The following is a 14,059-nucleotide window of genomic DNA, read 5'->3' as shown; positions in this document are numbered from 1 at the left end:
TTATCCTAGCAGTTGAACATACTGCTGAAACGGGGAGAGTCCGGGTGTGAATTGACCTTTGCGGATCATGTTGACCAGCTCGATGCCAGCCAGGGCAGATGCAGCTGAATCGAAAGACTTGAAACCCAACATGGGCCTGATCCGACGTTTGATGAATCGATGTTCTTGTTCAATGATGTTGTTGAGATACTTCTGCCTCACCATCTCGATCGGTATCGGATAACCAAAGCCTTTCAGAATCTTGTTTATAGCTTTGATGCCAGCAGTGTTGGCGCCGCTTTTGTCGATGACAATCTTCCGTGCAAACCCTTCATCTCAAGCGCACAAGCGAAGAACTTCGTTGCAGCAGCTTTATTCCGGCGTTCGGATAGCATGAAGTCCAGGGTTTTGCCGTGTTTGTCGATGGCGCCATAGAGGTAAACCCACTCACCCTTCACTTTAACATAGGTCTCATCCATGCGCCACGAACGGTCGGTAGGACGCTTCTTGTGCCGCGAAGCATCAGCTACAAAACCGGCATATCGGCTCACCCAACGGTTCAGCGTCCCGTGATCCAGTTCAACGCCTCTTTCCGCCATGATTTCCTCCAGATCCCGATTTGGCACGTCGCATCGGAGATAGAAGAAAACAGCGTACTAGATCACGTCTTTCGGAAAGTGCGCACCTTTGAATGAGATGGTCATGGTCTGCTCCTGTCTTATCTGAGCATGCGCTACCAAAACGACACTCAGTCTGACAGGTGGAACAAAGTTTGCGACAAAACCAACTTGCGCAACACCTTATAACTGTCCTGCGCGTCCAGCTCTGATCCGCAAAATTCGCAGATTTGGACCATTACCCGACCACCGCCAAAAACGTCCAGCCCGGCACCGCATGAGGTGCAATTGATCGAGGTAAGCTCGGGCAACCTTGTCATGTCTGCTGTATCTTTATGCCAAACGGATCGAACCAGCGCCCCTGAAACCACATCGACCCTGCCCCCCAAAATTCGCCCGACAGCAATCTGTTGTCTTCGCCCGTGGCATTGACGAGGTCATAAGTCTCACCCACTTGCAGTTCCTCGTCGAACCGCCCTCGCAGGGCAATACACTCGGCTTGTTCCACTTCGGTAACCGTGTAGGAGTTGTTTTCATACTCCAGCGTCTCGCCCGGTTTGAAAGGCGGTCGGAACTTTGGCATCCGTCCGTCGGAAATGCGGATCTGTTCGACCACGTCACCCTCATCCACCGAAACCCAGGAGATCGCGCCTTTCTGAGACGTCCCGCAGAACTCGTCCCAGCTAGACCGTGTCCCCGATCCCGAACAGCAGCAGCGTCATGCATGACACCCTGATAGCCCGCAAGCGCAATATGGTCCCCTTTGAATAACAGTGTCGAGCCACAGGATGAGCAGGTCACGACCTTGGCCGCGTCCAATAAGATCGGGCACAAAGACCCGCAATTGGGACAATTGAAATCTTTCATACCCTCAGGTCTTTCAAAGCAGTCGAAAATTCAAGCGTCAGTAATCCTGTCTATTCAGCGGTTTCAAAGCGCAGACGGCGCACCGAGGGGTCAACCCGGCCGTAGGCGGCCAACAACCGCGCGGACCATTTTTGGGCGATGTAATCCGCCATGAACCGCGACGGTGCCATCAGGGTGACGACCCCCCCTGCCCTATCAGCCTCTGTCAGATGTTGGAACCAACTCGCCCATAGTTCAGGATCGCGCCCGTGCAATATGGCTTGCACCTGCGTCCAGACCTCCTCGTCCGACGGTTCAAATGGTGCAGGTTTGACTTTGAAAGGGACGATATTTGTGTCCGGTTCGGGATCATCCGACATTCGGGCCTGAAAATCGGACCCGATGGTGGGCCAGATGTCCGAAGTATCAAGCATCACCTGTTTCAGGTCCAGCTCATACACCGCAACTCGCCCGCGCGCAGCGGCTCGCTTGACCGCAATCCAGCCCATCGACCGCAGCTTTGCCATTTCACGTTTCACCGTGCGTTCGTTTACTGACCACAGACGCGCGATCTCTTCCCGCCCAATCGACAACTCATTGTTGCGCCAGTTGTACCGGGTGGTGATCAAGGCAATGATGCGTAAAATGCTGCGCTGGCGATGTTTGTCGCCAGACAGGGCGTAAACTGTCAACGCTGATAGAATGTCGTATTTTATGGCAGGCGCATTTCGCCCTACCGGTTTTGCAACCTGCATTCCTATTCTCACCGCTCTGTCTGCCTCAGACGGGTTATACCGCCAATGATACGCTGTTTGCCAACGCTTTTCATCTTGATGACCTGATTAGCGTCCAAACCGACGATTCTGTCAAGCGGAGTCTGATCTTGGATCGCTGCGGCCCCCAATCCAATTCAAATTAAAAATGAAAATAGGTGAAGTATTGGTGATGGGGGACATCTTGGGTGTCCCCTTAATATCTACTTTTGACCCCCTATATGGGGCATTTCAGTGCTTAGCGCCCCCCTAAATCTTGGATCGCTGCCCTGGAAACCATAGGGGTCGAATCGGATGCCAGCCGAATCGGATCATGCGGTGTAGCGCCTTGTTTTCTTACCCGTGGGTAAGATTACACTCTTATCATATTTTCTTTTGCGTAAAGCGCAAATCAAGCGTAAATAGTAAAAACGTATAAAATAGCGTCCAAAAGAATGAGACTTGAGGCATGTACACGCACGAAGACCTGAACGCATTGCGCAATCAGTCCCTCAAATTGCAGGGCTGGATCCGCCAACAGACCTTCAGCCCTGAGATGGAAAAGACCCTCCGCCGCTTTTCAAGCTGGGAGGTGTCCGAACTGATCTTTCGCGTCAACCAGTCGACCTTTCGCGGCAAGCTAGCGGCGGACCTGTCCCTGCCCAGTGGTGAGGTTGAGCCGGATGGCCGCCAGCGTTGGTTCAGCCTGGAAGAGGTGAACGAGCTGCGCCGCCGCCTTAAGGTGAACCGCAAATCCCTGATGCCACCCCGCCCCGTGGGCAAGCGCGCCATCCGGGCGGCGGTGGCCAATTTCAAAGGCGGAGCGGGCAAGTCGACCGTTGCTTTGCATCTGGCCCATGCCGCGGCGCTGGATGGGTACCGGGTGCTGGTGGTGGATTTCGACCCGCAGGCAACGCTGAGCCACTCGATGGGTTTGACCGACGTGACCGAAGATTTCACCGTCTGGGGCATCATGGCCCGAGATTTGATCCGCGAGACTGAGCGGATGAACAACCGCCCTGCTGCCGCCGAATCCGGCACCACCCTGCCCCGCCGTGAATTGCCACCCTCGATTACCGATATGGGGCTGGGCGATTTGCGCATTGCGGATTTCATCAAGCAAAGCTCTTGGTCGACTATTGACGTCATCCCGTCCTGTGCCAACGCCGCCTTCGTTGAATTTGCTTCCGCGCAGTATCGGCACCTGAACCCCGAGTGGTCTTTCTTTGCCGCCGTATCGCGCTATCTGGATCAGATCCCGGATGATGCATACGACCTGATCCTATTCGATTGCCCCCCGGCGATTGGGTACCAATCCATGAACGCCGTTTTCGCAGCTGACATGCTCTATGTCCCCTCTGGTCCCGGCTACTGGGAATATGACTCGACCACGTCGTTCATCGGTCAGCTGGCCGAGGCGTTGGAAGACCTCGCTTATGGTTTCGACAAGACCTTACCCACGGGTAAGATCGGCTTGCCCAAAACCTTTTGTGAGCTGCGCTTTCTGCTGACACGTTACGAGCCGGGCAATGCCCTGCACCTGGCGATGTTCGATGCGTTTAGGAAAGTGTTTGGTGACCACGTGGCCGAACACCCGGTTGAGATGACCCGCGCAGTCGAGCAATCCGGCCGCTTCTTAAGTTCTGTCTATGAGATGGATTACCGGGAGATGACGCGCGAAACCTGGCGTCGCGCGCGCTCGACCTTTGACAATGTATATGAAGAATTCCGGGACGTGATGCTATCGGCCTGGGAAAAGCTGGAGGATGACGCATGAGCCGTAAACGCAGAATGTTTGACATCGACATGCCGGCCATGGATGACATTCCGGTCGGCAAGGCTCCGGACAAGGTGCTGGAAAAGCGGCGCGGACCGATGGCCACCGCAATATCTGAAAACGCGGACGCGTTGCGCGACCAGCAATCGACCGAAGAAACAATTCGTGCCGAAAATGATCGTCTGGCGCATGAGCTGGTCCGGTTGCGGTCGGATGGCTTGGTGACCGAACATGTAGTCTTGTCAGATGTGGTCACCGAAAAACTGACCCGTGACCGCAAGCCCGGCCCCGATCCGGAGTTGGAGGAATTGAAGGCCTCGATCCGGGATATCGGATTGTCGAATCCCATCCGGTTGGAACGCCGTGCGGATGGCCGGTTCGACCTGATACAGGGCATGCGCCGCCTGTCGGCCTATCGTGCGTTGCATGAGGAAACGGGGGATGAGCTTTATGCGCGTATTCCAGCAGGTATCTCTGAAGCGGCAGACCTTAACGACAGTTACCGTCGCATGGTAGATGAAAACCTGATCCGCAAAGATATCTCGTTTGCTGAGATGGGTGCATTGGCCAGAGCGTACGCCGAAGACCCGTCAAACGATTGTGCTGACGTAGACAAGGCCGTTGCGGTCCTGTTCAAATCCGCCAGCTATACCAAGCGCAGCTATATTCGCGCGTTCGCCAGTTTGCTGATGATGTTGGACAAGGTGCTGATGCACCCCAATGAAATTCCGCGTAATTTGGGAGTCGAATTAAAGCGAAAATTTGACGCCAATCCCGGGTTGGTTCGACAGGTCAGTACCGCAATCATGAGCGAACCGGATCGCGACGGCCCGCGCGAAATTGCCATTTTGCGGACGTTTATAGAAGCAGATAGCACCGCGACGAAAAAGCCTGAACCGTCAGGTGCTGGTAAAACGCGCCGGGCAAAAACCACATTTCAGGTGTCGGGGCGGGCAGGGGTCGCGAAATGCTCGGCCTCGAGCGGGCGGATCGAGCTGCGCTATGATCTGGACTTTACACGGGTTGATCGGGCCAAGCTGGAACAAGCGATTGCCACCTTGATCGACGATTTGCAGGAAGAAGACGATCTTACCCACGGGTAAGGTTCACACCTGAATTCTTGGGCAAGGAAGCGCCGGGTCGAAACCCGGCGTTTCTTTTTTGCCGTGTCATCCCAACAGATCTGTTGCCGGGTTTTCTGCAGTGTCCACATCATCATAGTAAGTCTGAGCCAGAACCTGAGCCACGGACCGGCGTAAGGACTGCCGCATGGCGGCTTGGATCGGCGCGCCGTCCAGCGCGACCTGGTTCAGAAAGCCCGAGCGCAGCCGGTGGGGCAAGGCGCACCCCTGATTCATCTGGGTATGATCGAGTATTTAGGCTAGCGCCGTGGCGTTGCTTTCTGACCAGTCCAGCACGGTGCCGAAGCGGGCCGCATTCCAGGCGGTGATGTAGAGTAAGTCCCGCTCATAAACCCGCAACGTGTTGGATAGAGTTTCGCGAACATAGAGAGCGTTCAGCGTCTCCTGATCTGCAGGTGACAGAGCAGGGGAGGAGGCAGGGAGATAGGACGCGGGGTCTGTCATGGGTGTATTCAGATCTCATTTCCGGACAAAAAAATATCAATCCCGAAAAGGGGTACTCATCGAGTTTGGCGGTCGGATTATGGTTAAGTAAAAGTAATGAGCAAAAACATTAAATTTTGCGTATAAAGCGACCGTGAGGTAATCCAGGCTATAAGAATAGTGATACTGCTGAACCTACTATGAAAGGAAACCCAAGGCTTTGGTGGGGGCTCTGTTGCAAATTTTTCGCGATCAACGCCCAGACGATCCGTGCCATTTTGTTAGCCAGTGCTTCCCTAACCAACAGGGATGACTTGGGCTCCAACATTCTTGCGGGCCAGGAATCCGGGACGACGCATTTATGTTCTGCCCATCTAACCACGACGCGGACGCCAATAATAAAGAGGCGTGGCAACGTCCGGTTTCGGCCACCGGAAAGCAAAGTGTAATTTGGGCTGATCTGTGACGGTTAGCCCTGATGTCCTTTTAAAGGATCAACGGATTGTCTTCGATATCTACGGTGGCCAGCGCGTTCCATTTCAATTGGCTCGGTCGGAATTTTGGTCCGAAGGCAGATGCGACGCAAAAGAACCCCGCAGTGCATGCGCCAACAAGGGTGTAGTCATGCGGTGCATTTACGCCTGATCTGGCTTTGCCGGAGCCACGTAAGGTAGACGCGCCCGCGCCTTGGTGTCTGCCGCCCCTGCATTGCGGATGTAGCGTTCACCATCATCGTGGCGAACTGTATGAACATATGTCGGATCCCCACCCGTCACGTTGTGAATTGCAAGCCTGCGAACCTGGCTGGCGCGAATGGTTGTTTTTAATTCCTCCGGATTCCAACCGTCGAACAAGATAGCCTCAAGCTCGGCCCGGATCTCGGTGCAGTCACGATCGTTCGCGCGGTTTCTCACCTCGGTGGGATCTTCGTCGATATTATAGAGCAATGTGTCTTCACCTTCGAGCCACATGAGCTTCCACGGCCCTTTTTTAACCATTCGGCTGGGCCCGGTTGAACCATCGGCCGCAAACTCCGAGATCGCGACATCCGACAGTGTAGATGTGTCTCCGTTCAGGGCAGGGACCAGGGATTGGCCATCTATGGGCGACGCAAAATCCTGGAACGCGCCGTCAGCGGCAAGGTCTGTGAGTGTTGGTAGAAGATCGATCAGTGAGATATTTTTTTTCACCCGCGCTGGTTTGAACCGATTTGGCGCGTAGACGATGAAAGGTACACTGGCGGCCCATTCAAAAAAGTGTTGTTTGAACCACATGCCACGCTCACCCATCATCTCACCATGATCGGCGGTCAGGATAATGATGGTGTTTTCCATCTGACCCGTCTTTTCTAGAACTTCCACAAGGTGGCCGACTTTATCATCGATATACGAGATCATGCCGTAATACCCATGGCGCGCCATTCGACGATCTTCGGGGGTGACGGTAAATTCGTGGCGCGACTGGCAATAATGTAAGTTGCGGCTGAGGTGATCCATCTCGTTTAGCTCAAGTGGTGGCACTGCTGGAAACTCGATCTCATCATGGTCGTAGAGATCCCAGTATTCCTGTCCGATCACGAACGGAGAGTGGGGTGAGGTAAAGGAAACGGTCAACATAAAGGGCCGGTCATCGCCCGTGCGCGCCAGGTCATACAGCGCCTGAATGCCGTGATATTCGACCTCGTCATCGTAATCCATCTGCATGGTGCGCACTGCCGGGCCGCTTTCCAGAATGGGTGCCATGGTCAGGTTCGTGGGCTTGTATTCACGCCCTTTGGACCAATCCACGGTCCAGGCAAAGTTCGCCGGGTAGATTTCTGTCGTATGGCGTTTGTCATATCCATGCAGCTGATCGGGGCCGACAAAGTGCATCTTGCCCGACATTTCAACCCGGTAATCCATGCTGCGCAAGTAATGGGCAAATGTTGGAATATCGGCGTGGAATTCGCTGGCATTGTCATACATGCCAATGGAGAAAGGCAGCTTTCCGGCATGCATCGACGCGCGGGACGGACCACACATGGGCAAGTTACAATAACAGTTTTCAAACACGACACCTGCCTGCGCAAGGCGGTCGATGTTTGGCGCCTTCACCGTCTTGTTTCCGTATGTTTTCAACGCATTTGCTGCAAGCTGGTCGGCCTGAATAAAAAGGATGTTCGGACGTGCCATTGTGGGTTCCCAAATGTGAAAGAAAATTGTCCCGGGCGGCCAAGGGGAGGAGCGGCCGCCCGGGACGCCGAGCTGCTTATTGAATTACCATTCCCAGCTTTTCGGCGGTGTCACTGAAGGTTTTGACCTGACCCTCGACAAACGATTTTGTTTCGTCTGGCGACAGAACAATAGGGACCGAGCCCAGCTTTTCAGTCGTATCAACCCAGCTTGCATCGGCGGAAATCGCGCCCAGCACTTCGACCCATTTTGCTACAACGTCCTCCGGCAGATCTTTTGGGCCCCATACGCCTGTCCAACCGACGACATTTTCCAGATTTGGATGACCAAGCTCCTGCGCGGTCGGGGTGTCCGGTATGGCTGAGAACCGTTCCGGCGTGGTGGTCAGCAATGGGCGAATTTGATCGCTCTCAATTGCGCCGGACAGACCTGAAAGGTTGTGAAAGATCAAATCGGCGTGCCCGCCAACAACGGCAGCGGTCGCCTTTCCGCCCCCTTTGAAGGGCACATGGATCAGGGTTTCGGAATCTACCCCAAGATCATCCAGCATGATCAACATTGCCATATGCAACAAAGTGCCAACTCCGGCAGACGCATAAGAAAGGCGCTCGCCCCCCTCGATTGCTGCTTTCAGTTCGTCAAAGTTCTGGTACGGCGAGTCTGCACTTACGCCCAAGACAAACGGGTTCTTTTCAATCAGGCCGAGAAAGGTAAAGTCGTCCCACTTGTACGGTATTGTGCGGTTGATCGCAGGAACCGTGGCCTGAGAGCCCACTCGCGCCATAAGCAAAGTGTAGCCGTCCGGGCGTGATTTTGCGACCTGAGTCGAGCCAACGACTCCGCCAGCGCCGGTTTTGTTGACGACCAGAATGTTCTCACCCAGATACTCGGGGGCTTCTGTACTCATAGTGCGGGCGGCCAGATCAGCGGCACCGCCGGGGCCGTACGGAACGACCAAAGTTACTGGCTTGCTTGGATATTCCTGCGCAGATGCCACAGTTGGGATTGCGAGCAGGGCAAGGCAGCTCAGCGTAGCGACTACTGTATTTTTCAGTTTCATTTTATAGCGTCTCCCTGAATCGAATGAATTGACCTTAATAAATTACTTGCAGTAAGTAAATAAATAAGTCAATGTGAAATGGGAGGCTCAAAATGGCAGGTTCATCACTGGAAGAAATCGGGCGCGGAAACCGGCAAAGGGTTCTGAGTGAGATATTGGGGTCTGGTACAATTTCCCGGTCGCAAATTGCCGACAAGCTGGAATTGAACGCGGCAAGCGTGTCCCGGATCACGCGCGAACTTATCGAGGCGCGCTTGGTGCAGGAAGTCGGCGACGCCAAATCCGAGGGGCGGCGGGGCCCGCGCACCAAGAGACTGTCTGTCGACCGCACTGGTGGATACGTTATCGGAATAGGTATCAACGCCTATCAGCAGGTCGTTACACTGGCCGATCTTTCAAACAACAGAATTGCGTCCTGGGATGCTGGTGGTGAAGGCCTGTCCGAAGGCGAAGGCTTTCTGAAGACATGCTGTGATCATGCCCGAAAGCTCATTGAACAACATGTTCCTGACAGAGACAGGTTGTTTGGTGTTGGGCTTACGATTGCAGGAAATCTGGACAAGGCGCGTGGCACCGTCATTTCGGCCCCGACACTTGGGTGGGATGGCGAAGTGGGTGTTCGGGATCTGGTCCAGAAAGAGCTTGGAGTTCCGGTTGCGCTGGAAACACCGAGCGCTGCAATCTGTCAATCCGAGGCTGCATTTGGGGCCGCACGCAACATTGAAAACGTGGTAGTGATCTACTGCGCGCTTGGCTTTGGTATCGGACTTCAAATCAATGGGCAGCCCTATAGTGGGATCAGTCGGGTTGGTGGTGTTCTGACCGAAGCTAAGACCACCGACGGCTTGGGGTCCAATCTGCCCGTGACGTTGTCAGATTTGTGCGGCGGGAAAGCGCTGTTGCAGAAATTACTTTCTTCGGACGTTTTCAATGCGCTTTCCGATCGGGATAGGGCGCGAAAAATCTGGGAGGTCGTTTCGGGGGCGGACGAAACGGACGGCGATTACAGATCGGTTTTGGAAGAATTTGGCGCACGGACAGCGAACTGCTTTTCGCTAAGTTTGACGGTTTTGCAGCCAGAACTGGTGTTGCTTGCAGGGCCGTTGGCCCAATCGCCCATCTACCTTGAAGCGTTTCGAAAGCAGATCGACACCCTCAAGTCGGATCTGCAGCAACCAATCAAGATCAAGTCCAGCGAGATGACGCATATGGGCGCGGCTCGGCTGTTATCGCTCAGCGAAAACATCGCAAACGCTGAGTTGGATTTGAATTTGCTGAAGGGAGGAAACTGACCGTGGAGCCATCAAAACGGAGAGATTTTTTCGCGGGGGCACTGTTCCTGGTCCTTGGGATTCTGACAATCGTAATACTCATACCGTCAGGGGTGGATTCTCCGGGCAATGTCGAGATCTCGGCGTTGTCACCCCAGTTCTGGCCTCGCGTCATTGCTTTCGCCGTTGTTTTTGTCGCGCTGAGTTTGGTGGCGGAATCATACTTCCTCAAAACACCCGAGGTGGATGCGGATGAGGACGCGGAAGCAGATGCAATCTACAAGTTGGAGACGCTGCCGGGAACGCTACGAACGGTAATTCTGATCTTTGCACTTTTCCTGTTTTACTTTGCGCTTACGACGCTTGGCGTGGTTGCCAGCTCGATTGTTTTGATGCTTGCCATGATGCTCTTTTTTGGTGAGCGAAAATGGTACTACATCGTTCCAATCAGCATCCTTCTTCCTATTCTTCTTTATCTGTTCTTTTTGCACGTCGCAGGTGTGCCAATGCCCCTTGGCATATTCGAAACGTTTAGCTGAGTAGGAGCTGAGCATGATCGAGAATATTTCCACTGCCTTTCAGCTTTTCCTGAGCTTCGAAAACATTCTGGTGATCGGCATCGGGGTTCTGATTGGAACCATCATCGGTGCGATACCGGGGATGACGACACCTATGGGTGTGGCTCTGGCGCTGCCGTTTACGTTTACGATGCAGCCTGTGACCGGCATCCTGCTGCTGCTTGGAGTGTATAAGGGCGGTCTTTATGGCGGGTCTTTGACGGCAATTCTCATAAAGACACCCGGTACCCCGGCGGCGTCTTGTACCATTTTAGATGGGTATCCGCTGGCGCAGAAGGGGCAAGCACGAAAGGCGTTGGACATAGCGCTTTATGCATCTTGTGTGGCTGATCTGATCTCGAACATAGCGCTGATCATGTTCGCCGGTTTTCTGGCGACATTCGCATTGCGTTTTGGTCCACCGGAGTTTTTCACGCTGATCGTCTTTTCTTTGACAATCATCGCAGGTGTTGCAGGACCCAGCTTGACCAAAGGTGTCTTGTCTGCGTGCCTGGGTTTGATGTTGGCCACTGTTGGGCTTGATCTGATCTACGGCACGAACCGGTTCATCTTTGGAAACTACGAGCTGATGTCCGGTCTGAACTTTATTCCTGTTCTGATCGGCCTGTTCGCCATCCCCGAAATCTTGGATCGCGCGACGCGGCGCGCAAGGCCACCCGGGGCACAGCGTCAGGAATTGGGGAGTGGTGCAAGCTTTACCGATTTCCGCAAGACGCTGAAATCGGTGGTCCGTGGGAGTTTCATCGGTGTGATATTGGGGGCAATTCCTGGCATCGGCGGTGCTCCGGCCGCCTTTCTGAGCTATAGCGAAGCACGCAGAAACTCGAAAAACCCCGAAAACTTCGGCAAGGGTGAGCCTGAAGGCGTCGCTGCGGCCGAGGCTGGGAACAATGGTGTAGCCGGGGCGACAATGATCCCGCTGCTGGCTTTGGGCGTACCAGGTGACGTGATCACGGCGGTAATTCTGGGCGCATTCATGATCCATGGGTTGCGTCCGGGCCCCATTCTTTTCGCGGAAAACCTGCCAATGATCTATGCGCTGTTCATGGGTATCCTGCTTAGCTCGGCCTATTTGTTCATCGTGGGCAAGGTCGCGATCAAGACCTTCAGCCGCGTCGCGCTGATCCCGAACCGCATTCTGTACCCGATCGTGTATACACTGTGTGTTTATGGTGCCTATGCGGTGAACAACAACCTGTTCGATATCTTGGTAATGCTGTGCATGGGTCTTGTCGGATTCGCCATGATGCGGCTTGATATCCCGGTCGCGCCGTTTTTGATCGCTTTCGTTCTAGGACCGCTTCTTGAGGACAACTTCCGTCAATCACTGTTGTTGTCTGATGGGAGTCTTTCAATTTTTGTCAGAAACGCGATTTGCTGGCTGTTCTGGCTGCTGACAGCGTTGTCGATCTTTGTACTGATCCGATCCCGCATTCGTGCCTCACGCACAGGGCAGGCATCGGTTCTGACCACTGGCGGATAATCCCGAGATACAAGGAAGACATCATGGTTAATACGGGAAAGGCCGGTCTGGGCCGCTTTGTCTACAGCTTTGCGGTGATCTCGGACACCCATGTCAATCCAGACGAAGATCGCTGCAACTCGCCCTTTCCCGTGAACGCCCGCGCCAATCGCCGGTTTCGTTTTGTAGTCGCAGATATCAACCGCAGAGAGGTGGACTTTGTTGTCCACCTCGGTGATCTGCTTCACCCCGTGCCTGAGACTGGAGAGCTGTTTGCGCAGGCCGCCGAAGCTTACCGCGCAATTGTGTCGGACCTGACGATGCCAATCCATGTGCTGCCGGGAAACCACGATATCGGCGACACGCCAATCAGTGGCGGGCCAGCAAGCCCCACCACGCCCAAAATGATCGAAGCGTGGGAAAAGGAGTTTGGCGCCCAATACCACAGCTTCGAAAAGGGTGGGGTGCGTTTTCTTCTGCTGAACGCGCAATTGATCAATTCCGGGCTGCAGGATGAAGCGGATCAAAGACGTTGGGTTGAAAACGAGCTAGCCGCGGCGCAAGGGCAACGAATTATGCTCATGCTGCACCACCCGGCCTACTTGTGTTATCCCGACGAACTTGACCACTATGACAATACCGATCAGCCGGGTAGGGGATGGCTGTTGGGGCTGCTCGAAAAGCATGGGATCGAGGCCATGTTTTCAGGTCACGCCCACAACTTCTGGTACGATCGTTACGGCGAGACGGATTTTTACCTGGCGCCAGCGACCAGTTTTGTCCGGCAGGACTATTCAGAAATGCTGAGGGCAATTCCACCGGAAGGCAGTGAATTCGGTCGCAATGACGCTGCGAAACTGGGCTATTTTTTGGTGAGTGTTTATGAAAACGGCCACGTCACGAAGTTTGTGCGTACCAACGGAGCAGAGCTGGCACCCGGTGAAAAACCAACCGGCGATCTGCAGCCTTTGGCCCCTGACCCAAGGGAAAACACCCGGCCACTGATAGGCTTTGACCTTCGTAAGAATTGGGCGGAGATATCAGAGGTGCCTCCCAGCGGTGGCTTGGACGAATTCGATCGCAAACCGGTTCGCAATGACTATCATCTTCTGGCGCTGCAAGAGATGGGCATCCGGGACGTGCGTCTCCCTCTGCATGATCTTCTGGACCCTATGCGCCGCGCCCGGATTGGCCTTCTGAAACACCTTGGTTTTCGCATCACGTTGTTTGGTTACAGTATTCCTGAAAACCACCTGAATTTGATCGCGTCCGTCGCTGACAACTTGTTTGATTGGGAGATCACGTTGAATTGGCGCGACGTGGAGGGATCTGTTGATGCGCTGTCTAAGGCATACGAAAAAACCGGCTTGCCGATCTACATTTCCCGGATGCGCACGAAAGAGGATATCAAAGCTGATGGTACGTATTTTCATGTGATAAATCACGGGTTCGATACACAGGACAGGCACCAGATAGAAATTCTCGCGACCCTTCCGAATTCCTGCGGACTTGTGGGTGCTGTGTTCCGGCTGGGCAACACCGAGCCGGTTGCGGATAGATTAGAAGCCGCAGATCGGGTGGTTACGCCCCACGGCTTGAAAGCATCGGTGCATCTGCGCGTCGCCGGAGACAACCCTGCCATTCCCCATAGGGATGATGACGCAACCAACGCCCGGGTCCTTGAGGCAATGGGAACCAGCGCAATGCTTAAAAACACGCGGGTGTTTTGCGATACCCTTGCCGATGTCGATCGTGGTTACTTTGTGCGCAACGGTGCGATTGATCGATACAATAACCCGCGCCCCCTTTTGGAAACTGTCCGCGCGCGTCATGTCGGCAATAAATGAACGCGTATACGGCTGGCAAAGCAGCTGCACTTTTTCAAACCTAACTACCCTACGGGTCAAACAATAGGGCGCGTCAGTTGGACTGGCACTGAACCAATTCGAGCGTGTATTTTCAATTCAACCAACGCCCTCTG

General features: G+C 54.2%; 13 protein-coding genes and 1 pseudogene. 6 read left to right on the top strand and 8 right to left on the bottom strand.

The annotated features are described in order from the left end of the window. The 4 genes and pseudogenes from ACR0AL_RS17255 to ACR0AL_RS17240 all read right to left on the bottom strand — a co-directional run bounded on the left by ACR0AL_RS17255 (window position 1) and on the right by ACR0AL_RS17240 (window position 2,197). Window positions 1–683, bottom strand: a pseudogene (locus ACR0AL_RS17255) (IS6 family transposase). Between the two features lie 44 nt (window positions 684–727). Continuing rightward, on the bottom strand, window positions 728–916 hold the full coding sequence (locus ACR0AL_RS17250; protein ID WP_174818681.1) for a hypothetical protein: 189 nt from the start codon (window positions 914–916) through the stop codon (window positions 728–730). Beyond that, on the bottom strand, window positions 913–1,227 hold the full coding sequence (locus ACR0AL_RS17245; RefSeq protein WP_480664021.1) for a DUF4178 domain-containing protein: 315 nt from the start codon (window positions 1,225–1,227) through the stop codon (window positions 913–915). Before ACR0AL_RS17245 ends, ACR0AL_RS17250 begins: the two co-directional genes overlap by 4 nt. A 286-nt stretch (window positions 1,228–1,513) precedes the next feature. Next, the gene (locus ACR0AL_RS17240; protein WP_480664019.1) at window positions 1,514–2,197 is read right to left on the bottom strand and encodes a DnaA N-terminal domain-containing protein; all 684 of its coding nucleotides are present in this window, start codon (window positions 2,195–2,197) and stop codon (window positions 1,514–1,516) included. A gap of 466 nt (window positions 2,198–2,663) precedes the next feature. On the opposite strand from ACR0AL_RS17240, the gene ACR0AL_RS17235 reads away from it, so the two are divergent. Then, complete coding sequence (locus ACR0AL_RS17235) at window positions 2,664–3,971, top strand: AAA family ATPase (protein ID WP_170362595.1); 1,308 nt, start codon at window positions 2,664–2,666, stop codon at window positions 3,969–3,971. Beyond that, window positions 3,968–5,074: a ParB/RepB/Spo0J family partition protein gene (locus tag ACR0AL_RS17230; RefSeq protein WP_170351205.1), complete on the top strand. Its 1,107-nt coding sequence runs from the start codon at window positions 3,968–3,970 to the stop codon at window positions 5,072–5,074. The genes ACR0AL_RS17235 and ACR0AL_RS17230 overlap by 4 nt, the downstream gene beginning before the upstream one ends. Before the next feature lie 66 nt (window positions 5,075–5,140). On the opposite strand, the gene ACR0AL_RS17225 is transcribed toward ACR0AL_RS17230, so the two are convergent. The 4 genes from ACR0AL_RS17225 to ACR0AL_RS17210 form a co-directional block, all read right to left on the bottom strand. After that, window positions 5,141–5,311 carry a site-specific integrase gene (locus tag ACR0AL_RS17225; protein WP_254440255.1) on the bottom strand — a complete coding sequence of 57 codons (171 nt, stop codon included), beginning with the start codon at window positions 5,309–5,311 and terminating at the stop codon, window positions 5,141–5,143. Between the two features lie 36 nt (window positions 5,312–5,347). Continuing rightward, window positions 5,348–5,557, bottom strand: a complete 210-nt coding sequence (locus tag ACR0AL_RS17220; RefSeq protein ID WP_254428626.1) for a hypothetical protein — start codon at window positions 5,555–5,557, stop codon at window positions 5,348–5,350. Between the two features lie 614 nt (window positions 5,558–6,171). Next, entirely contained in the window at window positions 6,172–7,707 is a 1,536-nt protein-coding gene (gene betC / locus ACR0AL_RS17215) for a choline-sulfatase (protein WP_170351204.1), read from the bottom strand. A 76-nt stretch (window positions 7,708–7,783) separates the two neighbouring features. Beyond that, entirely contained in the window at window positions 7,784–8,767 is a 984-nt protein-coding gene (locus ACR0AL_RS17210) for a Bug family tripartite tricarboxylate transporter substrate binding protein (RefSeq protein ID WP_480648369.1), read from the bottom strand. Window positions 8,768–8,859: 92 nt separating this feature from the next. On the opposite strand from ACR0AL_RS17210, the gene ACR0AL_RS17205 reads away from it, so the two are divergent. The 4 genes from ACR0AL_RS17205 to ACR0AL_RS17190 are packed head-to-tail and all read left to right on the top strand — an operon-like array spanning window position 8,860 to window position 13,925. After that, complete coding sequence (locus ACR0AL_RS17205) at window positions 8,860–10,059, top strand: ROK family transcriptional regulator (protein WP_480664016.1); 1,200 nt, start codon at window positions 8,860–8,862, stop codon at window positions 10,057–10,059. Between the two features lie 2 nt (window positions 10,060–10,061). After that, window positions 10,062–10,577: a tripartite tricarboxylate transporter TctB family protein gene (locus ACR0AL_RS17200; protein ID WP_480664014.1), complete on the top strand. Its 516-nt coding sequence runs from the start codon at window positions 10,062–10,064 to the stop codon at window positions 10,575–10,577. A gap of 13 nt (window positions 10,578–10,590) precedes the next feature. Next, a complete protein-coding gene (locus tag ACR0AL_RS17195) occupies window positions 10,591–12,099 on the top strand; it encodes a tripartite tricarboxylate transporter permease (protein WP_480664012.1) in 1,509 nt (502 codons plus the stop codon). 23 nt (window positions 12,100–12,122) lie between these two features. After that, window positions 12,123–13,925, top strand: coding sequence for a metallophosphoesterase family protein (locus tag ACR0AL_RS17190; protein WP_480664010.1), 1,803 nt, complete (start codon window positions 12,123–12,125; stop codon window positions 13,923–13,925). Window positions 13,926–14,059 lie beyond the last annotated feature (134 nt).

The organism is Ruegeria sp. BB1, assembly GCF_056539465.1.
Note: the sequence above shows the minus strand (reverse complement) of the source record. Positions and strands in the feature narration are given on the sequence as shown.